17 protein-coding genes and 3 pseudogenes are annotated in these 25,061 nt (G+C 66.6%); 12 read left to right on the top strand and 8 right to left on the bottom strand.

Features of this window, described 5'->3' with window-relative positions:
* The first annotated feature begins 205 nt into the window (after window positions 1–205).
* Both ACQ858_RS06120 and ACQ858_RS06115 read left to right on the top strand, forming a co-directional pair.
* The gene (locus tag ACQ858_RS06120; RefSeq protein WP_431275865.1) at window positions 206–1,105 is read left to right on the top strand and encodes a hypothetical protein; all 900 of its coding nucleotides are present in this window, start codon (window positions 206–208) and stop codon (window positions 1,103–1,105) included.
* A 101-nt stretch (window positions 1,106–1,206) separates the two neighbouring features.
* On the top strand, window positions 1,207–1,266 hold the full coding sequence (locus ACQ858_RS06115) for a hypothetical protein (protein WP_431276802.1): 60 nt from the start codon (window positions 1,207–1,209) through the stop codon (window positions 1,264–1,266).
* A gap of 451 nt (window positions 1,267–1,717) precedes the next feature.
* Here ACQ858_RS06115 and ACQ858_RS06110 read toward each other — a convergent pair whose 3' ends face one another.
* The gene (locus tag ACQ858_RS06110; RefSeq protein ID WP_431275864.1) at window positions 1,718–2,893 is read right to left on the bottom strand and encodes an IS91 family transposase; all 1,176 of its coding nucleotides are present in this window, start codon (window positions 2,891–2,893) and stop codon (window positions 1,718–1,720) included.
* A gap of 10 nt (window positions 2,894–2,903) precedes the next feature.
* Window positions 2,904–3,776: a tyrosine-type recombinase/integrase gene (locus ACQ858_RS06105; protein WP_431275863.1), complete on the bottom strand. Its 873-nt coding sequence runs from the start codon at window positions 3,774–3,776 to the stop codon at window positions 2,904–2,906.
* A 513-nt stretch (window positions 3,777–4,289) separates the two neighbouring features.
* Here ACQ858_RS06105 and ACQ858_RS06100 point away from each other — a divergent pair.
* Complete coding sequence (locus ACQ858_RS06100; RefSeq protein WP_431275862.1) at window positions 4,290–4,592, top strand: hypothetical protein; 303 nt, start codon at window positions 4,290–4,292, stop codon at window positions 4,590–4,592.
* Between the two features lie 15 nt (window positions 4,593–4,607).
* On the opposite strand, the gene glpD is transcribed toward ACQ858_RS06100, so the two are convergent.
* The gene (gene glpD, locus ACQ858_RS06095) at window positions 4,608–6,266 is read right to left on the bottom strand and encodes a glycerol-3-phosphate dehydrogenase (protein WP_431275861.1); all 1,659 of its coding nucleotides are present in this window, start codon (window positions 6,264–6,266) and stop codon (window positions 4,608–4,610) included.
* A 100-nt stretch (window positions 6,267–6,366) separates the two neighbouring features.
* On the opposite strand from glpD, the gene ACQ858_RS06090 reads away from it, so the two are divergent.
* Both ACQ858_RS06090 and glpK read left to right on the top strand, forming a co-directional pair.
* On the top strand, window positions 6,367–7,137 hold the full coding sequence (locus tag ACQ858_RS06090) for a DeoR/GlpR family DNA-binding transcription regulator (protein ID WP_431275860.1): 771 nt from the start codon (window positions 6,367–6,369) through the stop codon (window positions 7,135–7,137).
* Between the two features lie 11 nt (window positions 7,138–7,148).
* Window positions 7,149–8,643 (top strand): annotated as a pseudogene (gene glpK, locus ACQ858_RS06085) (glycerol kinase GlpK).
* Between the two features lie 8 nt (window positions 8,644–8,651).
* Here glpK and ACQ858_RS06080 read toward each other — a convergent pair.
* The 4 genes from ACQ858_RS06080 to ACQ858_RS06065 form a co-directional block, all read right to left on the bottom strand.
* Entirely contained in the window at window positions 8,652–9,260 is a 609-nt protein-coding gene (locus ACQ858_RS06080; RefSeq protein ID WP_431275859.1) for a hypothetical protein, read from the bottom strand.
* A gap of 177 nt (window positions 9,261–9,437) precedes the next feature.
* Window positions 9,438–10,394, bottom strand: a complete 957-nt coding sequence (locus tag ACQ858_RS06075; protein ID WP_431275858.1) for an alpha-E domain-containing protein — start codon at window positions 10,392–10,394, stop codon at window positions 9,438–9,440.
* 17 nt (window positions 10,395–10,411) lie between these two features.
* Entirely contained in the window at window positions 10,412–11,914 is a 1,503-nt protein-coding gene (locus ACQ858_RS06070) for a circularly permuted type 2 ATP-grasp protein (protein WP_431275857.1), read from the bottom strand.
* Between the two features lie 98 nt (window positions 11,915–12,012).
* Window positions 12,013–14,382, bottom strand: coding sequence for a DNA internalization-related competence protein ComEC/Rec2 (locus tag ACQ858_RS06065; RefSeq protein WP_431275856.1), 2,370 nt, complete (start codon window positions 14,380–14,382; stop codon window positions 12,013–12,015).
* A 100-nt stretch (window positions 14,383–14,482) separates the two neighbouring features.
* Here ACQ858_RS06065 and ACQ858_RS06060 point away from each other — a divergent pair, with 100 nt between their 5' ends.
* The 5 genes and pseudogenes from ACQ858_RS06060 (at window position 14,483) to ACQ858_RS06040 (ending at window position 22,839) form a co-directional block, all read left to right on the top strand.
* Window positions 14,483–17,977, top strand: coding sequence for a DUF2126 domain-containing protein (locus ACQ858_RS06060; RefSeq protein ID WP_431275855.1), 3,495 nt, complete (start codon window positions 14,483–14,485; stop codon window positions 17,975–17,977).
* Window positions 17,978–18,095: 118 nt separating this feature from the next.
* Window positions 18,096–20,803: pseudogene (locus ACQ858_RS06055) on the top strand (circularly permuted type 2 ATP-grasp protein).
* 2 nt (window positions 20,804–20,805) lie between these two features.
* Window positions 20,806–21,798 carry a transglutaminase family protein gene (locus ACQ858_RS06050; RefSeq protein ID WP_431275854.1) on the top strand — a complete coding sequence of 331 codons (993 nt, stop codon included), beginning with the start codon at window positions 20,806–20,808 and terminating at the stop codon, window positions 21,796–21,798.
* The gene (locus ACQ858_RS06045; RefSeq protein ID WP_431275853.1) at window positions 21,795–22,250 is read left to right on the top strand and encodes a RidA family protein; all 456 of its coding nucleotides are present in this window, start codon (window positions 21,795–21,797) and stop codon (window positions 22,248–22,250) included. Before ACQ858_RS06050 ends, ACQ858_RS06045 begins: the two co-directional genes overlap by 4 nt.
* Window positions 22,251–22,383: 133 nt before the next feature.
* On the top strand, window positions 22,384–22,839 hold the full coding sequence (locus tag ACQ858_RS06040; protein ID WP_431275852.1) for an Lrp/AsnC family transcriptional regulator: 456 nt from the start codon (window positions 22,384–22,386) through the stop codon (window positions 22,837–22,839).
* 36 nt (window positions 22,840–22,875) lie between these two features.
* On the opposite strand, the gene ACQ858_RS06035 is transcribed toward ACQ858_RS06040, so the two are convergent.
* Window positions 22,876–23,082, bottom strand: a complete 207-nt coding sequence (locus ACQ858_RS06035) for a DUF6494 family protein (RefSeq protein ID WP_431275851.1) — start codon at window positions 23,080–23,082, stop codon at window positions 22,876–22,878.
* Between the two features lie 83 nt (window positions 23,083–23,165).
* On the opposite strand from ACQ858_RS06035, the pseudogene amrB reads away from it, so the two are divergent.
* Together amrB and amrS are read left to right on the top strand one after the other, a co-directional pair.
* Window positions 23,166–23,965, top strand: a pseudogene (gene amrB, locus ACQ858_RS06030) (AmmeMemoRadiSam system protein B).
* Between the two features lie 5 nt (window positions 23,966–23,970).
* Window positions 23,971–25,047 (top strand): AmmeMemoRadiSam system radical SAM enzyme, encoded by a 1,077-nt coding sequence (gene amrS, locus ACQ858_RS06025; RefSeq protein WP_431275850.1) that lies wholly within the window; start codon window positions 23,971–23,973, stop codon window positions 25,045–25,047.
* The last annotated feature ends 14 nt before the right edge of the window (window positions 25,048–25,061 follow it).

Below are 25,061 nucleotides of genomic sequence, written 5' to 3'. Positions count from 1 at the left end.
TTCTGCTTGCAACGCATCACGGGTCGAAGAATGAGCAAAGTGACGGATGTCATAGATGGAATTCGATGGTGCTCCCTAGTGTGACCAGGGCCGCTTGCACTGGCTCTCGGTGTTTCCGGCTCATTTTGGCCATCTGCTACCGAGGTGATGGCTCTAGTCCCACTCGTCACATTCGCCCTCTACCTACCCGAAATCAAATAGTTCCGTGAAATCCGCTCTCTTAAGTATCGTCCCCTCGCGCTGGGGGCGGATTATTTTTCTGCTCTTCGCGGCATTTATCATTTCTCATTTTATTTATTTTCTTTTGGGGAATGGCATTTGTACGGGTTGGGGCACCGGTTTGATCCACGGCACACCGGCTCATGGCGCCGGATCTCTCCCTAAATTTTATGACTTTGTAAATTACTCACGACTGAGGCCGCTCCGGCCCTGGATCAATTGGTCGAACCTGCTGTCGTTTTGCATCGTGCTTATCGTTATTGTGTGGATGCTGGTCGCAATACTGAGAATTCCATTTGGAAAAAATAAATTTACGCCATCCTATACTTTATTGATGCCAGCCGCCTTGCTCTTACTCGTCTGGCTCACGTCACTCGCGGAAAGCTACACAAGTTGCACTCTACGTAATACACATTTAAATATCCAGAGGATTTTTGAGCAATTCTTGATTGACTCTCATGGCAGTGAATTCACCAGCAGCAGTATCGTCAGTGAGGACGGCACTGTCATCGACGCTCTCGAGGTCGCCAGACTATCAGATCGTCACCTTTTTGAGCTTAAAGGTCATGGTGGAGAGCCTACGTGCGGTGCTTATGTCTTCATCGACGTCAATGCAGATAATTTCAACAGCGGCACCGATAAAATTCTTTACCCCGCATGGATAACGGTTAAAGAGGTCGCTGACCAAAAAATCTGGGCCTTGAAAAATCTAATTCAACAGAATGATTTTATGAGAAAGAATTCAGACCAATTATTTTTAAATATAAAAGAGATTCAAAACACACCCTCTTCCGAGATCTTTCAACTCTCACGCAAATCGAGGAGATACTACTCAGTAATTACGTGCGGGTACTGGCCTTATGGATGGATTCACGAAATTGAGTAGCCTCGTCTAAGCCTGGCTCATTTTGATTGAAACCTCTATGAAGGAATAGCCGTGCAGTCTCCGACTGGTGACAGGTCATTTGTGATTCGACCTTGGCGAACATGGATTTCTCTGAGTTCGCAGACAACGTCGCCGCGGACGGGATATTTCGTGGTTTTTGAGGCAGCCCGCTAGTACTGGCTTGGAATGACCGCTTCCGAGCGAGGCGGCGAACGCCAAAGGGCCATTGGCGGATGACCGCTTTCCGCCGGGCGCCATGTCCGCTATGGTTAAGGGTTGTCCGACACCTGCCTCGAGGCGCACACGTAGTGCCGCCCGACATTGCGGGCAGGTGTTGGACTGGCCTCCAGGGAGGAAACCGCGGCACTCAATGCAAGAGCTGATGGAGGCGCGCAGCTATGGCGATTCGAGCCTCGGCTCGTGTGGTGAAGATGGGCGAGGACGCGACGGACTGCCTGATGGCGGCAGCAAGGGGTCGCGAATTGCTCCTGGCACTTCCGCGTTGCATGGCGAGTGATGCGTGCTCCGACGCGGTTTTCAGGTCACAGGCAAGGCCGCACCACATCGGCGCTGGCAGATGATGCGCAAGAGCGTGATGACTCCAACCTTTCGTCATGGCGGTCGAGCCTGTTGCGCGACGATGGGGGCGCCCCGCGTGAAGTTCGCCAGAACCACCATCGGGTGGCCGCAGTGCGGGCAAGAGAAGGTTGCCGGCACGCCGCTGGAGTCATCTTCTGGCTGCGGGACGGTCCTGACCTGCAGCAACTGGCGAGCAAGCGCCAGATTGGCGGTGCGTGCGCCATTGGCCAGCAGCCCGTAGTGGCGGATGCGATGGAAGCCGGTGGGCAACACGTGCAGCAGGAAGCGGCGCATGAACTCGTCCGGCCCGAGCGTCATCGTCTTCAGGCGCGTGTGGCCCTTGGCCCGATAGTCCTTCCAGCGGAAGGTGACGCCGCGTTCATCGAGGCAGATCAATCGGCTGTTGGAGATGGCCACCCTGTGCGTGTAGCGCGACAGGTAAGCCAACACGGCCTCGGGCCCGGCGAACGGCCGCTTGGCGTAGACCACCCATTCGCATCTGCGCAGCGGTGCAAGCCACTCTGTGAAGGCCTGCGCATCGGCCAGCGCAGCGTGCTCACCGAAGAACCGCAGGCGGCCCGCCCGGTGCAGATCCTCCAGCTCTTCGAGGAAGCGCCGTCGGAACAGGCGCGACAGCACGCGAACGGGCAGGAAGAATCCCGGCCTGCAGGCGATCCAACGTTCGCCGTCGGGCGACAGACCACCGCCGGGGACGACGCCATGGACGTGCGGGTGGTGCGTCAGTGATGATCCCCACGTGTGAAGCACCAGAGTGGCTCCGATGCTTGCGCCGAGATGCTTCGGATCCGCCGCAATGGTCAGCAGGGTCTCGGCGGCGACGTCGAACAACAGCGCATAGATCACGGCCTTGTTGCAGTACGCGAAGGCGCTGATCGGCGCCGGCAAGGTGAAGACGACGTGGTAGTAGTCCACCGGCAGCAGATCGGCCTGCCGAGCATCCAACCAGCGTTTTGCCGCGCTCGCTTGGCACTTCGGGCAATGCCGGTTGCGGCACGAGTTGTAGGCGATCTGTTCTTGCCCGCAGCCTTCGCAACGCAGCACGTGACCTCCCAGCGCCGCGCTGCGGCACTGTTCAACGGCCGACATGACCTTGAGCTGGCCCAGGCTCAGGTGGCTGCGCTGTGCGTTGCGCCAAGCGGGACCGTGGGTACGGAAGATGTCGGCGACCTCCAAGGCGCCGTGCGCCATGGACGCGTGCTTAGGCGCAACGCGCGTCCAGTGGGCTGACGACTTCGCGCAGCATCCTGGTGCCCACGTGGGTATAGACGGACGTGGTCTCCAACTTCTTGTGGCCCAGCAACACCTGGATCACGCGGATGTCCACCTTCTGCTCCAGCAGGTGCGTGGCGAAGCTGTGCCGCAGCGTGTGCATCGACACGCGCTTGTCGATGCCGGCTCGCTCCGTGGCAGCGACCACGGCGCGATTGAGCTGGCGCGCGGTCAACGGGTTGAGCGGATCCATGCCCGGGAACAGCCACCCGTGGGGCAGCATCTTGCCCTGCGAATGAGCCAGCCGCCACCATGCGCGCAGCAGTTCAAGCAGGACGGGCGAGAGCATCGCATAGCGGTCCTTCTGCCCCTTTCCTTGTTCGACGCGCAGCGTCATGCGCTGGCTGTCGATGTCGTCGACCTTCAATGCGACGATCTCGCCCACGCGCAGTCCAGTGCCATAGGCGATGGACAGTGCGGTCTGGTACTTGAGGTTGGATGCTGCGGCGATGAGGCGTACAGCTTCCTCATGGCTGAGCACCACCGGCAGCCTCTGCGGAACGCGCACATAGCTCATCTTGGCCGTCGCGTCATCGCGGCCGAGCGTGACGTCGAAGAAGAACCGCAAGGCCGTGATGGTCGCGTTGATCGTGATGGCCGATACGCCCCGTTCGGCCATGTGCAACTGGAAACGCCGCAGGTCTTCTGCGGTGGCGGTGTCCGGGGAGCGCTGCAAGAAGGCGGCGAGATACCGAACTGCGCGGATATAGGAGGTCTGAGTCTTGGGCCCGAGCTTGCGCAGACGCATGTCATCGAGCATGCGCTGGCGCAAGGGCGAGATGGCTTGGGTGGATGCAGTCATGGTCGTGCTCCTGTCAGAGGACGAGGCGGATTGCCTCGCACCGCACATTGACAGGGGCGCGATGACAGATTGACCCCACGGTCTTGGCGGCGGGCTACCGCGGCAGCGGTTTAGTCCATGGGCGCGGTGCTGCCACTCGCAATGATCCAAAAACCTTGCTCCTCTGAACTTCCGCAACCGGTCAACTGCCTGTGGGGGGCGTTACGCTGACCGGGCGCTTTCGCTGCATCACAGCCCTTAAACACCCTCGCCTCCTATACTCCACAAGTCACGCCAAATCGGCGTGACCGGGTTTGACAGCCCATAGCACCCCTGCGGAGAAAGCCGCAGGACTCTCTACGCAGGACCTGCGGCTTTTTCGTTCGTGTTTGCTTTTATGGCGGCTCGGACGGGAGGGCTCACGCCCTGCCGGTTCTCGCAAGGGGTGCCCGGTCTGTCAACCCGTTCGAGCTGCCGCCATCGACTGACAGCGAGGGCGGCGGTTTTTGAAACTGCACCCCTTGGAGGCCATTCATGGCACACCCTTTTGCGCGCTCGCGCGCCCCCGCACCCTCCCCCGCTTGCGACGACTCGTTCAGAGACAGCGATCGCGCCGCACCGTTCGCGCAAGCCGACGCCGAAGCCCTGGCCGTGCGCGAAGCCCTGCACGTCACGATCTACCTGCGCAAGCTCGTCGCCCTGGCCCAAAGGGAAGGCTCCGCAGAGTGCGACATCCACGCACCCGAGCTCCTCCTGCTGATCGCCATCGTCGAAGCCGAATTCGACCGGCGCATGCAAGCGATCATGGCAACCCTCGGGCGGATGCGGTCGGTCTAACGAAGAAAGACGCGGTCAGGTGACAGCGGAACCGACCTCTTCCTGGCCGGTCTCATGCGCCCGCATCCACGCATCGACCTGCTCGCGCTCGGCGCGGGTGTAGCGCAGGCCGAGCTTGGAGCGGCGCCAGAGCACGTCGTCGCCGCTGCGCGCCCATTCCTCCTTCTGCAGGTAGCGCAACTCGCGTTCGTGCAGGCCGGGGGCGACCGCGGGGCCGAGGTCGTCCATCGAGCGTGCGTCGCCGACGACTTCGGTGATGCGAGCGCCGTAGGCACGCGCCGGGCGGCGCGCGATGCCGGTATCGAGCCACGGATATCGCTTCTGCACTTCGGCGACGAAGCGCTCGAAGTCTTCATCGGGACGTGACGTACGGCTCGTCGGGCCGATCCACGCCGACAGATCGCCGCCCGCGAGGAAGGCGCCTTCGGTCCACGGTTCGCGCGCATCGCCGAGCATGCGGCCGACTTCATCGGCGGCGTCTTCGGCGAGCTTGCGGAAGGTGGTGATCTTGCCGCCCCACACCGACAGCAGCGGCGCGGCGGCGGTGTTGGGTTCGAGCAGGTAGTCGCGCGTGACGGCGGACGGATCGCCCGAGGCGTCGTCGAGCAGCGGCCTCACGCCGGAGTAGGTCCAGACCACGTCCGAGGGCCTGATCGGCTTCTCGAAATAGCGGCTGGCCTGCGTGCAGAGGTAGTCGATCTCGTCGTCGCCGATGCGCGCCGCGCCGGGGTCGTCGCCCGCGAGTTCGATGTCGGTGGTGCCGATCAGCGTGAAGTCGTCCTGGTACGGGATGGCGAAGATGATCCGCTTGTCGGGGTTCTGGAAGATGTAGGCGTGGTCGTGGACGAACACGCGCGGCACGACGATGTGGCTGCCCTTGACCAGCCGCAGGTGCCGCGTGGCGAGCGCCTCGTCGTGCGCCGAGCGCGCCACGCCGCGCAGGAAGGCTTCGGCCCACGGGCCCGCCGCGTTCACGACCGCGCGGGCGCGCACGGTGCGTTGCCCTTCGGGGCCTTCGAGCACGGCCGTCCACTGGTCTGCACTGCGCTGCGCGCTCACGCATCGGGTGCGGGTGAGCACTTCGGCGCCGCGTTGGCGCGCGTCGAGCGCGTTCAGCACCACGAGGCGCGCATCGTCCACCCAGCCATCCGAATAAACGAAGCCGCGTTTGAACGCGCTTTTGAGCGGTTCGCCGGCCGGGTGCTTTCGCAGATCGATGCTGCGCGAACCAGGGAGCACCTCGCGCCGGGCGAGGTGGTCGTACAGGAAGAGGCCGATGCGGATCATCCACGCGGGGCGCATCGAGGGGTCGTGCGGCATGACGAAGCGCAGCGGCGACATGATGTGCGGCGCGCTTTTCAGCAGCACTTCGCGCTCCTGCAGCGCCTTTCGCACGAGCGAGAATTCGTAGTACTCGAGGTAGCGCAGGCCGCCGTGGATCAGCTTGGTGGACGACGAGGATGTGTGGGCCGCAAGATCGTCCTTCTCGCAGAGGATGACGCGCCAGCCGCGCCCCGCGAGGTCACGCGCGATGCCGCAGCCATTGATGCCGCCGCCGATGATCAGGACGTCGCCGATGATCAGGACGTCGCCGTCGGTTTCTGGTGCGGCGGAGGGGTCGGCAGGGTGACGCGAAGCGCGATTCGAAGGATATTCGTGTTCGAATATTTTCATATTGGTTCCTTAAGGTGCGATTTTCGTCGGCGTTTACCCTAAAGTCCATTCGTTTCTTTTCGTTTTAAATTCGTTCGCGCCTTGCGCTGCGCGTGCCTCCGTGAATTCCAATCCCAGACAACTCAAACTGCTGAACACCGTGCGCTCGCGCGGGTCGATCCACGTCGACGAGCTGGCCCACATGCTCGGCGTCACCCTGCAGACCGTGCGCCGCGACGTGCAGCGGCTGGCCGACGAAGGGCTGCTCGCGCGTTTTCATGGCGGCGTGCGTGTGCCGAGCTCGACCACCGAGAACATCGGTTACCAGCAGCGCGAGACCCTGCATGCCGAGGGCAAGGCGCGCATCGCGCGCGCGGTGGCGGCCAAGGTGCCGAACGACTGCTCGCTGATCCTCAACATCGGCACCACCACCGAGGCGATCGCCAAGGCGCTGCTCGGGCACACCGGGCTGCGCGTGATTACCAACAACCTCAATGTGGCGACGATCCTGAGCGGCAATCCCCGCTGCGAGGTGATCGTGGCGGGCGGCTCGGTGCGGCCGCGCGACCGCGCGATCGTCGGCGAGGCCACGGTGGATTTCATCCGGCAGTTCAAGGTCGACATCGCGCTGATCGGCGTGTCGGGCATCGAGGCCGACGGCACGCTGCGCGACTTCGATCTGCGCGAGGTGAAGGTGGCGCAGACCATCATCGCGCAGGCGCGCGAGGTGTGGCTGGCCGCCGATGCGAGCAAGTTCAACCGGCCTGCAATGATCGAACTGGCGAAGCTCTCGCAGATCGATTGCCTGTTCACCGATGCGGAGCCGCCACCGCCCTTCCCGGAGCTCATCGAACGCGCGCAGGTGCGTTGCGTCATCGCCCGGGAACACTGAAGGACCACCTCATGACCTACCTGCTCGCCCTCGACCAGGGCACATCGAGCTCACGCAGCATCGTGTTCGACCGCGACAGCCGCATCGTCGCCATCGCGCAGCGCGAGCTGACGCAGATCTATCCGCAGCCCGGCTGGGTGGAGCACGACGCGATGGCGATCTGGAACGACCAGCTCGCCACCGCGCGCGACGTGCTCGCCAAGGCGAAGCTGACCGCTAACGACATCCACGCGATCGGCATCACGAACCAGCGCGAGACCACGGTGGTGTGGAACCGCAAGACCGGGCAGCCGGTGCATCACGCGATCGTCTGGCAGGACCGCCGCGCCGAGCCGCTGTGCGCGCGGCTGCGCGAGGACGGCATGGCAGGCACGATCCAGGAGAAGACCGGGCTCGTGATCGACGCCTATTTCTCGGGCACCAAGCTGCGCTGGCTGCTCGACAACGTGCCCGGCGTGCGCGCGCAGGCGGAGCGCGGCGAGCTGGCCTTCGGCACCATCGACAGCTGGCTCATCTGGCAGCTCACCGGCGGCGCGGTCCACGTCACGGACGTGAGCAACGCCTCGCGCACGATGCTCTTCAACGTGCACACCAACCAGTGGGATGCCGAGTTGCTGAAGGCGCTGGACATTCCTGCATCGCTGATGCCCGAGGTGAGGCCGTCGAGCACGCATTTCGCGGACACCGCGGCGGGCCTCTTCGGTGGCGCGCTGCCGATCGGCGGCGTGGCAGGCGACCAGCAAGCCGCCCTCTTCGGCCAGTGCCTGCTTCGAGGCCGGGATGGCGAAGAACACCTATGGCACCGGTTGCTTCATGCTGATGCACACCGGCGGCGACTTCCAGCCATCGCACAACGGCCTGCTCGTGACCAGCGCCGCGCAGACCACCGCGATGCCGCAGTACGCGATGGAAGGCAGCGTGTTCGTCGGCGGCGCGGTGGTGCAGTGGCTGCGCGACGGGCTCAAGGCCATCCCGGGCAGCGCGCACGTGCAGGCGCTGGCCGAAAGCGTGCCCGACGCGGGCGGCGTGATGATGGTGCCCGCCTTCACCGGGCTCGGTGCACCCTACTGGGACGCGGAGGCGCGCGGCATCATCACCGGCCTCACGCGCGGCACCACGGTGGCGCACATCGCGCGGGCCGCGCTGGAGAGCATCGCCTACCAGAGCGCCGCATTGCTGCAGGCGATGAGCCGCGATGCGGTCGCCGCCGGCGGGACGCCGGTGGCCGAGTTGCGCGTGGATGGCGGCGCGTGCGTGAACAACCTGCTGATGCAGTTCCAGGCCGATCTGCTGGGGATTCCGGTGGTGCGGCCGGAGGTGACCGAAACCACCGCGCTTGGCGCGGCATACCTCGCGGGACTTTCAACGGGCTTCTACGGCGACGTCAGCGAGCTCTCCAAGCTGTGGCGCGCGGAGCGCCGTTTCACGCCGACCCTGAGCCGCCCCATGGCCGAGGAAGCACTGGCGCGATGGGACCAGGCGGTGCGCAGGGCGACACTGGTCTGAGCGACACGCTATTGCTCGACGACGAAGCCGTTGAAGAGCGTCCTCAGTCCTTGATCGATCCTGCGCCATTCGGGCAGGTAGTCCACCGGCAGCGTGTAGCCCAGTTCGTAGCCGGCCCACAGCACGACAGCCACCCGGCAGCCGGTCAGGCCATTCGGCATCGGGACGCGGTAGATCACGACCGAGGAGCCGTCGCTGGCCTCGTAGCAAAAATGCGAGCGCGCAGTGCCGGTATAGATCTCGAGCCCGTATTGATCGTCATGACGCTCGGCCAGCCCCTTCCTCACGTCATCCTGCGTTTTTTCGTACAGGCGATTCACAAAGGCTTCGTCCCACCACGGGAGGAAGCTCAGCGAGACCTTCATGACGTCGCCACGACGGGACGACGTGCGCTCGATGTCGCGCTCGTCGAGCAGCACACCCCATTGCGAGAGCAGCACATGGATCGCGAGCACATCGAGCTCGAGGCGCCCTTTGCTGCGAGGCGGTCCCCACGCGACAAGTTGGTCGTTCAGCTCTTTCGCCAACAGCAAGGTTGACGGGATCTGCAGCATCCGACTGCCGACACGACACCGACATGAACCAACGCCAGGATCTTCTTTGCGCGCTTTTTGCATGCGCTGCCTCCCTCATACTGCAATCACCTCTGGCGACGATACCCCAGGCCCTCGCGCACCATCGTGAAGCATTGTCAAAGCGCTTCGACAATGGCCGCTTGTGCCGAACAATGCACAGAAATGCGAAGGCCGGCGACCCTTGGGGAGTTCGCCGGCCTTCGCTTCAAGTCCGCAGTGTCATTGGGCCGGGACGAGGAAGTCCTGGCTGATGCGCCATCCCAACTCGTTCACGCGATCGAGGAACTGCGTGAGGTAGGCATGCAGCCCGGTCGCGAGGATCTCGTCCACCGTCGCGTACTGGAGGTCGGCCAGCAGCTTGCCCGCGCGGCGCTGCGTCTCGGCGCTCTGGTCGTTCTTCACCTTGTCGAGGTTGCTCACCACCTCGACGAGGCTCGCGTGCAGTGAACGCGGCATGTCGGCGCGCAGGATCAGCAACTCGGCCACGCGCTCGGGCTTGATCACGTCGCGATACACCTTGCGATAGACCTCGAAGGCGGAGACGCTGCGCAGGATCGCGCTCCAGTGATAGAAGTCGTACTCCTGGTCTTCCTCGGTCGCGGTGCCGAAGAACTCGCTGTTGAGGGCGTGGAACTTCACGTCCACCAGCCGGGCGGTGTTGTCCGCACGTTCGAGGAACGTGCCGAGGCGCGAGAAATAGAAGGCTTCGTCCTGCAGCATGGTGCCGAGCGTCACGCCGCGCGAGAGATGCGAGCGGAACTTCACCCATTCGAAGAACTGCGCCGGGTCTCGCTCGAGGTCACCGGCACGCAGCATGCGGTTCACTTCGAGCCAGGTGGTGTTCTGCGTTTCCCACGCCTCGGTGGTGAGCGCGCCGCGCACCGCGCGTGCGTTCTCGCGCGCCGCGCGCAGGCACGAGAGGATGGACGATGGATTCGTCTCGTCCTTGACCATGAAGTCCATCACTTCGTCGGGCAGGATCTGGTCGTGCTTCTCGTTGTACGTCGACAGCAGTTCGCTGATCGACAGCAACCCCTGCCATCCGTACTTGGCGACTTCGGCCGATTGCGGCAGCAGCGAGGTCTGGTAGTTGACGTCGAGCATGCGCGCAGTGTTCTCGGCACGCTCGGTGTAGCGCGACATCCAGTAGAGGTGATCGGCGGTGCGTGACAACATGATCTGAAGGCTCCCGATCAGGACGTTTGCGTCTGTGTTTGCGACTGGCCTTGCGACCGCGGCGTGGCGCTGCGCTCGCCTTCGAGGATCCAGGTGTCCTTGGTGCCGCCGCCCTGCGACGAATTGACCACCAGCGAGCCTTCCTTGAGCGCGACGCGCGTGAGGCCGCCGGGCACCATCTGCACCTCCTTGGCCGACAGCACGAAGGGCCGCAGGTCGATGTGGCGCGGTGCGATGCCGGCGTCGACGAAGGTGGGCGAGCTCGACAGGCTCAGCGTCGGCTGCGCGATGTAGCCGTCGGGCTTGGCAAGCACCGCCTTCTTGAAGTCCTCGATCTCGGCCTGGGTCGCGGCGGGCCCGATGAGCATGCCGTAGCCGCCAGCGCCGTGCACTTCCTTGACCACGAGATCCTTCATGTTCGCGAGGGTGTAGTCGAGATCGTCCCGGTTGCGGCACATGTAGGTGGGCACGTTCTTCAGGATCGGTGTCTCGCCGAGGTAGAACTCGATCATCTTCGGGACGTACGGGTAGATCGACTTGTCGTCCGCGACACCGGTGCCGACCGCGTTGCAGATGACGACGTTGCCTTCGCGGTAGGCGCGCATCAGTCCGGCGCAGCCGAGCGTCGAAGTCGGGCGGAACACCTCGGGGTCGAGGAAGTCGTCGTCCACGCGGCGGTAGATGACGTCGACGCGCTTCGGCCCGCGCGTGGTGCGCATGTAGACGAAGTTGTCCTTGACGAAGAGGTCCTGCCCTTCGACCAGTTCCACGCCCATCTGCTGCGCAAGGAAGGCGTGCTCGAAGTACGCGCTGTTGTACATGCCGGGCGTGAGCACGACGACGGTCGGTTCGGCCGTGGCCGGCGGCGCGGAGGCGCGCAGGGTTTCGAGCAGCAGGTCGGGATAGTGCGCGACCGGCGCGATGCGGTTCTGGCTGAAGAGCTCGGGGAAGAGCCGCATCATCATCTTGCGGTTCTCGAGCATGTAGCTCACGCCGCTGGGCACGCGCAGGTTGTCTTCGAGCACGTAGTACTCGCCGTTGCCGCTGGCGTCGGGCGCGCGCACGATGTCGATGCCGGAGATGTGCGAGTAGACGTCGTTGGGCACCTTCACGCCGGCCATCTCGGGGCGGTACTGCGCATTCTTCAGGATCTGGTCGGCGGGGATCACGCCGGCCTTGATGATTTCCTGGTCGTGGTAGACGTCATGGATGAAGCGGTTGAGCGCGGTGACGCGCTGCACCAGCCCCTTCTCCATCGAAGCCCACTCGTGCGCGGGAATGATGCGCGGCAGGAGATCGAAGGGGATCAGGCGCTCGGTGCCCGACCCGTCCTCGTCCTTCGCGCCGTAGACGGCGAAGGTGATACCGACCCGGCGGAAGATCATTTCCGCCTCTTCGCGCCGCGACCGCATCACCGCTTCGGGTTGCTTCGCGAGCCATTGGTCGTATCGCTTGTAATGGCTCCGGACGGCAGCGCCGTGGTAAGGAACCTGCTCATACATCTCGTCGAATTTGTGCATGGACGACCAATCTCCTTGACCATAGCTTAGCAAGTTCAAGGCCAAACCTCGGCGGCAGATGGGCAATCGAGGGGGCTGAACGGCGGGCTTGCGCATCGTCATTCCATCTGGTGGTGCCAGTAGCGGCGCCCGGTGTTTCTGTAGCAAAGCACTTCGGCCGGCGCCGCGCTGGACCATGTCACGGCGCCGCAATGCGGCGAGTCGATCAGCCGGATGCCGCGATCCACGTAGCGCTGCACCACCTCCGCCGCGGGGTGCCCGAACCGGTTGCGCCAGCCCGCCTGGACGACCGCGATATCCGGGCGCACCGCGTCGAGCAGGAGCGGGCTCGACGAGGTTTTGCTCCCATGGTGCGGCACCAGCAGCAGATTGGCGGACAGGTCGGCATGACGCGCAACGAGCGCGGCTTCCTGCGCTTTTTCGATGTCGCCCGTGAGCAACGCTGTCGCGCCGCCGCTGGAGATTCGCAGCACACAGGAGATCGGATTGGGCTTGGTGAAGCCGACGTAGTCGCTTTCCACGGGATGAAGGATCTCGAAATCCACGCCGTCCCAACGCCAGCGCTGCCCGGCGATGCAGCGATCCGCAGCGCGCAGCGCCTGCAACGGGTGCGACGCCTCGATCGAACTCAGCAGTCTCGCCTGCGGCTGCATGGCCAGCACCGCCGCCGCGCCGCCGGTGTGGTCCGTGTCGCGGTGGCTCAGGACGACGGTGTCCAACCGCTCGCCGAAGGCGCGCAGCAGCGGGACGAGCACGCGATAGCCGGCATCGCTGTCGAGGCTGTACCGTGGCCCGGCGTCATACAGCAGGCTGTGCGACGCGGTACGCACCAGGACGGCGTTGCCCTGCCCGATGTCGGCGGCCAGCAGCTCGAACTCCCCCAACGCCGGACGCAGCGGCTGCCAGAGCAGCACGGGCATCAGCAGCGGCAGCCCCAGCGCGCGAACCGACCAGGGCAGTCGCATGGCGATCACGATGCCGCCCAGGACGCCTGCGACGGCCATCCAGAGCGGCGGGGTCGGCATCGACAGTGTCGCGAACGGCCAGTTCGCAAGCCATTGCAACACCCACGACAGCGCCTGCATGGCCCATGAAGCGAGCTCCCACAGCCAGGGCGCCAGCAGCCCGAGCATGGAAAGCGGCGTGACCACCAGCGTCACCCACGGGATGGCGATCAGGTTGGCCGGCAGCCCGACCAGCGAGATCTGCTGGAACAGCAGCAGCGTGAGCGGCGTCAGCGCCAGCGTGACGACCCACTGCTCGCGCAGCAGGCGGAAGACACGCGCCGCGATGCCCTTGGGCGCCTCGTCCGGCGCACCGGTGCCGGCGGCAAAGAGGACCCCGACCGCGACGAAGCTCAGCCAGAAGCCCGGCTGCATCAGGGCCCACGGGTCGATCCCCACCACCACCGTGCAGGCCACGAGCCAGACCAGCGACCACGGCCAGAGCCGACCGCGGAGGCGAAGCAGCGCGATGACCGCCAGCATCCAAACCGTCCGCTGCGAGGGTACGCCCCAGCCGCTGAACGCCGCATAGAGCGCCGCGAGCGCCACGCCGCCGGCGAGCCCCGCATGCTGCGCCGGCCAGCGAAGCATCAGCCTGCGGCTGCGGCGCCAGAGCGCCTCGACCGCCAGCGCGGCGAGCCACGCGAACATCGTGATATGCAACCCCGAGATCGCCACGAGGTGCGCGACACCGGTGGCGCGAAAGACGTCCCAGTCGGCGCGCTCGATCGCGTTCTGGTCGCCGGTGACCAGCGCGGCGATCACGCCCGCGCTCTGGCGATCGGCGATGCGTTGCAGGATCGAATCGCGCACGGCCTCACGGGCGCGCTCGATGGGATGGCGCCACGTCGCCGCGATGCGCTCCGGCGCAGCATCACGGACCTTCGCCCGCACGTAGCCCGTCGCCTGCTCGCCCTGCTCCCAGAGGCGCAACTCGTAGTCGAAGCCGTGCGGGTTGAGGGTGCCGTGAGGCGCCTTCAGCCGCACCGGCAGTCGCCAGCGCTCACCGGCATGCAGCACCACTGGCAATTCGCCGCCAGCGTCGGCATACCAGCCGAGCGAAATGCGCGGCGGCACGCCGGGCGCCGCCGATTCGATCTCGAGTGCGAAGCGCAGTCCGCTTTCATTGCGCAGCGGCATTTGCGCGACCACGCCGGTCACCACCAGGTCGCGGCCCTCGAGCGCCGCAGGCAAGGCATCGGCCGCAAAGCTCGCCGCACGCCAGCCCGCGAGCCCGGCGCCGGCCAGGCCGCCGAGCAGCAGCGCCGCCGGCAGCACGAGCACGCCGCGCCGCATTCGTTCCAGCGGGCGCAATGCAAACCACCCGGTCAATGCAACCGCCACGAGCGCCGCATAGACGGCTTCGCGCCACAACGCCGGCTGCCGCAGCTGCAACGCCGTTCCGAATATGAAACCCGCCATCGCGACCACAACGCGCAGGCCGCGCACATCCCATCGCTGCATACCGCAATCCGCTCCCTAGCACGCTTTCGTGGCGCGCTAATTGCTATCTGTGTCGGCTAGTATGCGTCTCACCCGAGGCACGCTCGACGCACTGAACAACATGTCCATTCACGCCGCGCTCCACCACGTCACTCACTACAAGTACGACCGTCCGGTGCAATTGGGCCCGCAGGTGATCCGCCTGCGGCCTGCGCCGCACTGCCGGAGCAACGTGATCTCCTATTCGCTGCGGGTCGAGCCCGAGCAGCACTTCATCAACTGGCAGCAGGACCCGTTCGCGAATTACCTCGCGCGGCTGGTGTTCCCGGAGAAGACGACTTCCTTCAAGGTCACGGTCGACCTCGTCGTCGAGATGGCGGTCTACAACCCCTTCGATTTCTTCCTCGAACCGCAGGCCGAGCACTTCCCGTTCAAGTACACCGAGGCACAGGCACAGGAACTCGCGCCTTACCTCGTCGCCGATGCGCCGACGCCGCTGGTTCAGGCGTACCTGGACAAGATCGAACGCAAGGACCAGCGCACCATCGACTTCCTGGTCTACCTGAACCAGCAGGTGCAGAACGACGTCAACTACCTGATCCGCATGGAGCCCGGCGTGCAGACGCCGGAGGAAACGCTGGCCAAGGGTTCGGGCTCCTGCCGCGATTCGGGCTGGCTGCTGGTACAGCTCCTGCGGCATTGCGGCCTCGCGGCGCGCTTCGTCTCGGGCTACCTGATCCAGCTCACGCCCGACGTGAAATCGCTCGACGGCCCGAGCGGGACCACGGTCGATTTCACCGACCTGCACGCCTGGTGCGAGGTCTACCTGCCGGGCGCCGGCTGGATCGGCCTCGACGCCACCTCGGGCCTCCTGGCCGGCGAAGGCCACATTCCGCTCGCCTGCACGCCGACGCCGTCGAGCGCCGCGCCGATCGAAGGCGTGGTGGACGAGGCCAAGGTCGATTTCGGCCACGAGATGAAGGTCACCCGCATCTACGAATCCCCGCGCGTGACCAAGCCCTACACCGAGGAACAGTGGGCCGAGGTGCTTGCGCTCGGCGAGGCGGTGGACAGACGCCTGAAGGCCGGCGACGTGCGCCTGACGATGGGCGGCGAGCCGACCTACGTCGCCACCACCGACCGCGACGCGCCCGAATGGAACACCGACGCACTCGGTCCCACCAAGCGCGGCTACGCGACCGAGCTCGTCCACAAGCTGCGCGCCGAATACGGCGAAGGCGGCTTCCTGCACTTCGGGCAAGGCAAGTGGTATCCGGGCGAGCAATTGCCGCGCTGGGCGCTGTCGATCTACTGGCGAGCCGATGGCGAAAGGATCTGGCACGACCCCGCGCTGTTCGCGGACGAGCGGCACCCCACCAACTACACGAGCGAAGACGCGCACCGATTCACCGACGCACTGGCGCGGCGCCTCGGCCTCACCGAGCGCTATATCCAGCCGGGCTACGAGGACGTCTACTACTACCTCTGGCGCGAACGCCGCCTGCCGGTGAACGTGGACCCCTTCGATTCGAAGCTCGACGACGAGATGGAGCGCATGCGCCTGCGCCGTGTGTTCACGCAAAAGCTGGACGCGGTGATCGGTTACATGCTGCCGATCGAGGCCGCGAACGCCGACAGCGACGCGCCCGCCCTCGCCGGCCCCGGCTGGAAGACCGGCCCGTGGTTCCTGCGTGACGACCGGCTCTACCTCGTGCCCGGCGATTCGCCGATGGGCTTGCGCCTGCCGCTCGATTCGCAGCCGTGGGCCAGCAAGGGCGACTACCCCTACCTCGTCGAGCGCGACCCGACCGCGCCGCGCACCGGCCTGCCGACCGCGGCCGACTACCGCTCGCGCTATGCCGGCACGTTCGGCACGGGCGACGCCGATCGCGGCATGGTGCCCTACGACTTCGGCGCACCCCAGGCCACGCCCGCCGCACTGCGGATGCAGTCGCCGGGCGAAGCCGCGGCCCTCCGAGACGGGGCGGCGCAGGATTCGACCGGAACGCGCCAGCCGCGCCGCGGCGAATCCGCCTACTGGGTCACGCGCACCGCCCTGTGCGTCGAAGTGCGCGACCCACGCCGCGCCAACGGGCCGGCGGCCGAAAAGATCGGCAGCGCCTCGGGCGTGCTCTACGTCTTCATGCCGCCGCTCGCGCGGCTGGAGGACTACCTCGACCTTCTCGCCGCGGTCGAAGCCACCGCCGAGGAGCTCGGCGTCAAGATCGTCATCGAAGGCTATCCGCCGCCACGCGATCCGCGCCTGAAGCTGCTGCAGGTGACGCCGGACCCCGGCGTGATCGAAGTCAACATCCATCCCGCGCACAACTGGGCCGAACTGGTCGCGCACACCGAGTTCCTCTACCACGCCGCGTTCGAATCGCGCCTGTCGGCCGAGAAGTTCATGACCGACGGCCGCCACACCGGAACCGGCGGCGGCAACCACTTCGTGCTCGGCGGCGCGACACCGGCGGACAGCCCCTTCCTGCGCCGGCCCGAGCTGCTCGCGAGCCTGTTGCTGTACTGGCACAACCACCCCTCGCTGAGCTACCTGTTCTCGGGCCTCTTCATCGGCCCCACGAGCCAGGCGCCGCGCGTGGACGAGGCGCGCAACGACCAGCTCTACGAGCTGGAGATCGCGCTCAAGGAAATCGCGCGCAACCGCGAGATCCACGGCCAGAACATGCCCGCGTGGCTGGTGGACCGCACGCTGCGCAACATCCTCATCGACGTCACCGGCAACACACACCGCAGCGAGTTCTGCATCGACAAGCTCTACTCGCCCGACTCCAGCACCGGCCGCCTCGGCCTGCTCGAACTGCGCGCCTTCGAGATGCCGCCGCACGCGCGCATGAGCATCGCGCAGCAACTGCTGCTGCGCGCGCTCGTCGCCCGGTTCTGGGATGCGCCCTACACCGCGCCGGCGACCCGCTGGGGCACCGAGCTGCACGACCGCTTCCTCCTGCCCACCTTCGTGAAGATGGACTTCGAGGACGTGATCAGCGAAATGCGGCAGGCCGGCTTCGCCTTCGATCCGAACTGGTTCGCGCCGCACTTCGAGTTCCGCTTCCCGCTGGTCGGGCAGGTGCAGGCGATGGGCGTGGAGCTGTCGCTGCGCAATGCGCTCGAACCGTGGCACGTGATGGGCGAGGAAGGCTCAGCCGGCGGCACCGTGCGCTACGTGGATTCGTCGCTCGAGCGCGTCGAGATCCGCGTCACCGGCATGAACGAGAGCCGCCACGTCATCACCGTCAACGGCCAGGTGCTGCCGCTGCAGCCCACCGGTACCGCGGGCGAGTTCGTCGCCGGCGTGCGCTACAAGGCATGGAACCCGCCCTCGTCGCTGCATCCGACCATCGGCGTGCATGCGCCGCTGACCTTCGACATCGTCGACACCTGGATGAAGCGCTCGCTCGGCGGCTGCCAGTACTTCGTCGCACACCCGGGCGGGCGCAACTACGACACCTTCCCGGTGAATGCCTACGAAGCCGAAAGCCGCCGCCACGCGCGCTTCTCGCGCATGGGTCACACGCCGGGCCTGATGACCACGCCGCCGGCGACCATCGAAATCAGCGGCAGCCGGGAGTTTCCGTATACCCTGGACCTGCGGCGGTAGCGACCCAACATCCAGGAACCCCGCGGAACCGGCTATGCCGGGCCGCTGGGGTTGCCCCCGGAGAGGGGTGCAGAGCCACACGAAGTGGGCGAGGCTGGGGGTGAACTCATAATCCAACGTGGACCCACAGAACACCTCACTCTTCGATGCCCAGGCGCTCGAGGCGCCGGCCGAGCTGGCGTCCGCCCTCGCGCCGCCGGCCGCGCCGGGGCATTTCGACGAGCTGCGCGACATCGCGACGCCGCAGTGCACCCCGCGGCCCGCTACGCCTTCGCAGCCCGCGCCGCTCTATGACGCAGCCTCGGTGCCGCCCGCCGCGCCGGCGTCGGTCGAGAGCGATCTCGCCCCGGGCGAACATGCACCGCTCGCCCCGGCCTGGGCCGGCTTCTTCGAGAACCTCGGTCCCGGCGGCTTCGACGACCTGCCGCGCCGCGCCGTCAGCCTGGAGCGGCAGATCCGCGACAACGGCGTCACCTACAACGTCTATGCCGACGCCGCCCACGGCCCGCAGCGGCCGTGGTCGCTCGATCTCTTTCCGCTGATCGTCTCGCCCGAGAGCTGGGCGCAGATCGAGACCGGCGTGCAGCAACGCGCGCGCCTGCTCGATCGCGTGATGGCCGATGTCTACGGCCCGCAGCAACTGCTGTCCGAAGGACTGCTGCCGCCTGCGCTGGTGCAGGGCAATCCGGGCTATCTGCGCGGCATGCACGGTGTGAAGCCGCCCGGCGACACCTGGCTGCACATCGCGGCCTTCGACCTCGCGCGCGGTCCGGACGGCAACTGGTGGGTGGTCTCGCAGCGCACGCAGGCGCCCTCGGGTCTCGGCTACCTGCTGGAGAACCGCCTTGCGATCGCACGCCAGTTCCCGCAGGCCTTCGAGAACCTGCACGTGCAGCGCCCGGCCGCGACCTACCGCGCCATGATGGAAGGCCTGCAGCAGATGTGCCCCGCGGGCCAGCCGCCGCACATCGCGCTCCTGACGCCGGGGCCGTACAACGAAACCTATTTCGAGCACGCCTACCTCTCGCGCTACCTCGGCCTCACGCTGGTCGAGGGCAGCGACCTCACGGTGCGCGACCAGCGCCTCTACCTGAAGACGCTGCAGGGCCTGCGTCCGGTGCACGGGCTCATCAAGCGGCTGGACGACCAGTTCCTCGACCCGCTGGAGCTGCGCCCCGATTCCACGCTGGGCGTGCCCGGGCTGCTGCAGGCGATCCGCGCCGGCAACGTGCTCGTCGCCAACATGCCGGGCTCGGCCTTCCTCGAATCGCCGGCGCTGCTGGGATTCCTGCCCGCGCTCGCGCGCCGCCTGCTGGGCGAGAAGCTGCAACTTCCCGCACTGCCCACCTGGTGGTGCGGCGAGCGCGCCGCGATGGAAGCGGTGCTGCCGCTGCTCTCCGACTGCGCGATCAAGGCCACCTACCCCGGCGACGATTCGCACACCAGCTTCGCCGCGGTGCTCGGCACCCGCATGGGCCGCCGCGAGCTCGACGAGTGGGCCGGCCGCATCATGCGCCAGGGCGACGAGCACACGGTGCAGAGCTACCTGCCGCTGTCGCAGATGCCGACATGGACGCAGAACTCCGAACGGGGCCACATCGCGCCGCGCGCCGTGGTGCTGCGCGTCTTCGCGATCAGTGACGGCCCGCAGTCGTGGCGCGTGCTGCCGGGGGCCTCGCGCGCCTGGCCGGCCCCGATGCGCAGATCGCCTCGATGCAGCGCGGCGGCAGCAGCGCCGACGTCTGGGTGCAGACGCTCGGCGAAGTCGACATGACCACCCTGCTGCACTCGCACGCGACGCCGGCCTCGCTCGCACGGCACCGCGCACCGGTCACCAGCCGCGCGGCGGAGAACATGTTCTGGCTCGGCCGCTACACCGAGCGCGCCGAGAACGCGGTGCGCCTCGCGCGCGTCACGCTCGACCTGCTCGGCGGCGAAGAAGCCTCGTCCCGTGCGCTGCTGAACTGGCTCCATCAGCTCGCGGAACGCAATGCGCTCGTGCCGCGCGAGGTGCCGAGCCTGCCGAAGTCGCGCCGCGTGTTCGAGCGCGCGCTGATCGCCGAGCTCGGCGACGTCGATCGCGGCGGCAGCGTCGGCTTCAGCCTGAGCTGCATCCGGCGCTCGGCCGCCGCAGTGCGCGAGCGGCTGTCGCAGGACCACTGGAACCAGATCGTGCGCGCCGAGGCCGACTTCCTGCGCAGCAGCGCCGAGCAGACCGGCGAGGAAGGCGAAGCCGGCTACGAATCCGGCGCCGCGCTGCGCCTGCTCGAATCCGCGAGCGCCGCGCTGGCCGCGATGACCGGCGCGCAGACCGACCGCATGACGCGCGACGACGCATGGCGCCTGCTGTCCATCGGGCGGCACATCGAACGGCTGGCCTTTCTTTCGAGCGCGCTCACGGCCGGCTTCGAAACCGGCGCGGTGCACGAGGTCGCCGGCTTCGAGGCGATGGTGGCGCTGTTCGACAGCACCATCACCTTCCATGCGCGCTACCAACAGCGGCGCGACGTCGCGCCCCTGGTCGACCTGCTGGTCCTCGACGGCGACAACCCGCGCTCGCTCGCCTGGGTCACGCACACGCTGCGCAAGCGCATCGCCAAGCTCGCGGGCAGCGCGCCGGGCAAGCTCTCCGCGCTGTCTTACGAACTGCCGGACCCCGACACCTGGGCGCTGGAACGCCTCTGCGATGCCGGCTCCGAGTCGCGGTACGGCGCGCTGGTCGATCTCTGCACGGCGTGCGAGACGGCGGCCTACCATGTGTCGGACGCCATCGGCACGCGCTACTTCACGCTGACCTCCGAATCGCTGCGCTCCGTCGGAGCCTGACCATGCTGCTCCACGTCACGCACTTCACGCGCTACGACTACACGCCGCCGGTCGATACGGCGCAGCATCTCGCGCACCTGAAACCGATGACCACCGCATCGCAGCGGCTGGTGAGCCATGCGCTCAGGATCACGCCGTCGCCGGTGCAGAGCAGCGAATCGCCGGACGTCTTCGGCAATGCGCGCACCTTCTTCGCGCTCGACTCGACACACGAGGAACTGCTCGTCACCGCCGAGAGCGTGGTCGAGACCTCGGTGCCGCAACTGCCCGCCTCGGTGGCGCGCGAGCTGCCATGGGAGGAGGTGCGCGAGCGCTTCCGCTATGTCAAGGATTCGCACTACGACCCCGCGGCCGAGTTCCTGTTCCCGTCGCGCTACGTGCCGCGCCATGCCGACTTCGCGGCCTATGCGCGGCCCAGCTTCGCCGCCGGCCGGCCGACCTTGGACGTGGCGATGGACCCGGCACTGCGCATGTTCAAGGACTTCGACTACGACGCCGAGAGCACCGAAATCAGCACGCCCGCGATCGAGGCGCTCGCCGAGCGCCGTGGCGTATGCCAGGACTTCGCGCACATCATGATCGCGTGCATGCGAACCATGGGCCTGCCGGCGCGCTATGTCAGCGGCTATCTGCTCACCCAGCCGGCGCCCGGACAGCCGCGGCTCGTCGGCGCCGATGCATCGCATGCGTGGGTGTCGGTCTACCTGCCCGGCGCCGACGGACCGGGCGACTGGGTCGACTTCGATCCGACCAACGGCCGCCAGCCCGGCGAGGACTACGTGACGCTCGCGATCGGCCGCGACTATTCCGACGTATCGCCGATGCGGGGCGTGCTGCACGGCGGCGCGCGCCATTCGCTGCACGTCGGCGTGACGGTGCAGCCCATCGAGGAGCGGCTGGGCGAAGCCTTGCTCGCTGCGCGCGCCGAAGCCGGCCCGGTGGCGGACAATCCGCCATCCGCCTTACTGCCACCCGAGAACAAGGACATCCCATGAGCATCCAGGACAAACTCAAGAGCCTCGGCATCACGCTGCCGCCCGTCTCCGTGCCCGCCGCCGCCTACGTGCCTTTCGTGCAGACCGGCAAGCTGGTGTTTCTCTCCGGCCACATCGCCAAGAAGGACGGCAAGCCGTGGGTGGGCCAGCTCGGCGCCAACATGACGACCGAGGAAGGCAAAGAGGCCGCGCGCGCGATCGCGATCGACCTGCTCGGCACGCTCAACGCAGCCGTCGGCAGCCTTGACAAAGTCAAGCGCATCGTCAAGGTGATGAGCCTCGTGAATTCGACCGGCAGCTTCACCGAGCAGCATCTCGTGACCAACGGCGCGAGCGAACTCTTCGCCGAGGTGTTCGGCAGCGAAAAGGGTGCGCACGCGCGCAGCGCCTTCGGCGTCGCGCAGATTCCGTTCGGCGCCTGCGTCGAGATCGAACTGATTGCGGAGGTGTGACCACCCCCAGCCTCGCTCACTGCGTGTGGCTCTGCACCCCCTCGAGGGGGCGCACCCTGCGGCCCGGCGGAGCCGGATCCGCAGGGGCCCCCGCATCGCGTGCTCACGGGGCTTGCCTGCCTGAGGCTTCGATTTGGACGACACCGACCGCCACCTGCTGAGCCTGCTGCAAGCCAACGCGCGCGAATCAGCTGCGCTGCTCGGGCGTAAGCTCGGCATGGCGCGCACCACCGTCGTCGCGCGCATCGCGCGGCTCGAGCACGAAGGCGTGATCGCCGGCTACGGCGTGCGCCTGGGCAAGCGCCTGGAGGAAGCCGCGGTGCGCGCCTACTGCGGCCTGAGCGTCGCACCAAAGATGGGCGCCGCCGTCATGCGTGCACTGGAACGGTTACCCGAGGTCGAAGAGGTCTCGGCCGTCAGCGGGCAGTTCGACTACATGGTCCTGCTGCGCTGCGAAACCAACGAGCAGCTGGACGCCCTGCTCGACCGCATCGGACTCATCGAAGGCATCCAGCACACGCACACCTCGGTGGTGCTCAGCCGCAAGCTGGACCGGCGCGGCGCGGTTCCGCCGCCGCCCGCGGCCTGAGCCCGAGGAACCAGAAGAACGGGCCCGCCGGGCCGTTCACTCCAGATGGATTTCGCCATCGAACCCGACCTTGAGCTGCAATCCGGGAATCTCGAGCGTCATCTTTGCGGGCAACGCGGCGTTGTCTGCAATCGATCCTGATGCCAGCGCCTTGCTGACCGCCTGCTCAATCTCTCGCTGCGAACTCACGCCGACCATCTTGAGGAACTTGCGGATGCTGATGTTGAGGCTTTCTTCGTTCATGGCACGCTCCGGGTAAGGACATGGCGGATGGGATTTGATTTTCGAATCCGGAAGGTTCAAATTCAACGCCAGGAGCCGCCTTCATGCCCGCCGTGCGCCATGCCGCCGTCTGTGGCCTGTTCTACCCGTCCGCGCCGCGCGAGTTGCGGGAGCAGGTGGAGGGCTTTCTGCGTGACGGCACCGATGAGGGCGTGCAAACGCATCCACGGCCCAAGCTGCTGATCGCGCCGCACGCGGGCTACGTCTATTCGGGGCCCGTTGCCGCGAGCGCCTATGCTCTGCTGCGGCTTCCGGGTGCACCGCCGATCCGCCGCGTAGTGCTTCTGGGGCCTGCGCATCGCGTGTGGGTGAACGGCCTCGCCGCACCCGAATCCGACGCCTTCCAGACCCCCTGGGCCGGATCGCCGTCGATCGCAAAATGATCGACCGCATCGCCGATCTGCCGCAAGTGATCCTGAGCGACCGGGCGCATGCGCAGGAGCATTCGCTCGAAGTGCACCTGCCCTTCCTCCAGGCGGCGCTCGGCGACTTCACGCTGGTGCCGCTGGTCGTCGGCGACACCGGCGGCGCCGCGGTGGCGGAAGTGCTCGAACGCCTCTGGGGCGGCGACGAAACGCTGATCGTCGTCAGCTCGGACCTGTCGCACTACCTGCCCTATGCGAAGGCCGGGCTCGCCGACAAGGCGACCGTGCAGCGCATCCTGCACCTGGATGCCGGACTCACGCCGCACGAGGCCTGCGGATCGGAAGCGATCAACGGCGCCCTGCTGGCTGCACGGCAGCACGGCCTGAAGCCGCGCCTGCTCGATCTGCGCAACTCCGGCGACACCGCGGGCGACCTCGATCGCGTGGTCGGCTACGGCGCGATTGCCTTCGAGGCGTGAGTGCCATGGCGACGGACGACCGGCCCGCCCACTGGTGGCACCGTCTCGACGACGGGCGCATCCAGTGCGACCTCTGCCCGCGCGACTGCCGCCTGCACGAAGGCCAGCGCGGGATGTGCTTCGTGCGGCAGCGCGTCGGCGACGCAATGGTGCTCACCACCTACGGGCGCAGCTCGGGCTTCTGCATCGACCCGATCGAGAAGAAGCCGCTCAACCATTTCTTCCCCGGCAGCAGCGTGCTGAGCTTCGGCACCGCGGGCTGCAACCTCGCCTGCAAGTTCTGCCAGAACTGGGACATCTCGAAGAGCCGCGAGTTCGACCGGCTCATGGACACGGCCTCGCCCGAACGAATCGCACAGGCCGCCAAGCAGAACGGCGCCCAGAGCGTGGCCTTCACCTACAACGACCCGGTGATCTTCGCCGAGTACGCGATGGACACCGCCGATGCCTGTCATGCGCTCGGGCTGTACAGCGTGGCGGTGACCGCGGGCTACATGCACGCGGAGCCGCGCCGCGCGTTCTATGAACGGATGGACGCGGCGAACGTCGACCTCAAGGGATTCACCGAGCGTTTCTATTTCCAGCAGACCGGCGCGCATCTCGCGCCGGTGCTCGATACGCTGCGGTACCTGAAGCACGAGACACGCTGCTGGTTCGAGATCACGACGCTGCTGATTCCCGGCCAGAACGACGAGAACGCCGAGATCGAGGCCATGACGCGCTGGATCGCGGACCACCTCGGCCCCGACGTACCGCTGCACTTCACCGCCTTCCATCCGGACTACAAGATGCTGGACGTGGCGCCGACACCGCCGGCCACGCTGAAGCGCGCCCGCGCCATCGCGCTCGCCAACGGGCTGCATCACGTCTACACCGGCAACGTGCGCGACGTCGAAGGCGGCACCACCTTCTGTCCGTCATGCCGCGAGCCGCTGGTGCGGCGGGACGGGTATGCGGTGCTCGAATGCCGCCTCGACGAGCGCGGCATCTGCCCGCATTGCGGCACGGCGGTCGCGGGCCGGTTCGGCGCATTCAGGCGCGGCTTCGGGCCGCGGCGGATTCCGGTGCGGCTCGCGACGTAGAGTGCCCGCGTCGC

The sequence above is a fragment of the Variovorax ureilyticus genome (assembly GCF_050632185.1).
In the GTDB taxonomy this organism is placed as follows: domain Bacteria; phylum Pseudomonadota; class Gammaproteobacteria; order Burkholderiales; family Burkholderiaceae_C; genus Variovorax; species Variovorax ureilyticus_A.
The sequence above is the reverse complement of the archived record's forward strand: the minus strand, read 5'-3'. Positions and strand labels throughout refer to the sequence as shown.

What these genes read in the sequence shown, in the direction of transcription:
- ACQ858_RS06110 (WP_431275864.1), bottom strand. Translation starts at nt 2,893, where the DNA reads ATGGCGCACGGCGCCTTGGAGGTCGCCGACATCTTCCGTACCCACGGT.
- ACQ858_RS06105 (WP_431275863.1), bottom strand. Translation starts at nt 3,776, where the DNA reads ATGACTGCATCCACCCAAGCCATCTCGCCCTTGCGCCAGCGCATGCTC.
- ACQ858_RS06100 (WP_431275862.1), top strand. Translation starts at nt 4,290, where the DNA reads ATGGCACACCCTTTTGCGCGCTCGCGCGCCCCCGCACCCTCCCCCGCT.
- glpD (WP_431275861.1), bottom strand. Translation starts at nt 6,266, where the DNA reads ATGAAAATATTCGAACACGAATATCCTTCGAATCGCGCTTCGCGTCAC.
- ACQ858_RS06080 (WP_431275859.1), bottom strand. Translation starts at nt 9,260, where the DNA reads ATGCAAAAAGCGCGCAAAGAAGATCCTGGCGTTGGTTCATGTCGGTGT.
- ACQ858_RS06075 (WP_431275858.1), bottom strand. Translation starts at nt 10,394, where the DNA reads ATGTTGTCACGCACCGCCGATCACCTCTACTGGATGTCGCGCTACACC.
- ACQ858_RS06070 (WP_431275857.1), bottom strand. Translation starts at nt 11,914, where the DNA reads ATGCACAAATTCGACGAGATGTATGAGCAGGTTCCTTACCACGGCGCT.
- ACQ858_RS06065 (WP_431275856.1), bottom strand. Translation starts at nt 14,382, where the DNA reads ATGCAGCGATGGGATGTGCGCGGCCTGCGCGTTGTGGTCGCGATGGCG.
- ACQ858_RS06060 (WP_431275855.1), top strand. Translation starts at nt 14,483, where the DNA reads ATGTCCATTCACGCCGCGCTCCACCACGTCACTCACTACAAGTACGAC.
- ACQ858_RS06050 (WP_431275854.1), top strand. Translation starts at nt 20,806, where the DNA reads ATGCTGCTCCACGTCACGCACTTCACGCGCTACGACTACACGCCGCCG.
- ACQ858_RS06045 (WP_431275853.1), top strand. Translation starts at nt 21,795, where the DNA reads ATGAGCATCCAGGACAAACTCAAGAGCCTCGGCATCACGCTGCCGCCC.
- ACQ858_RS06035 (WP_431275851.1), bottom strand. Translation starts at nt 23,082, where the DNA reads ATGAACGAAGAAAGCCTCAACATCAGCATCCGCAAGTTCCTCAAGATG.
- amrS (WP_431275850.1), top strand. Translation starts at nt 23,971, where the DNA reads ATGGCGACGGACGACCGGCCCGCCCACTGGTGGCACCGTCTCGACGAC.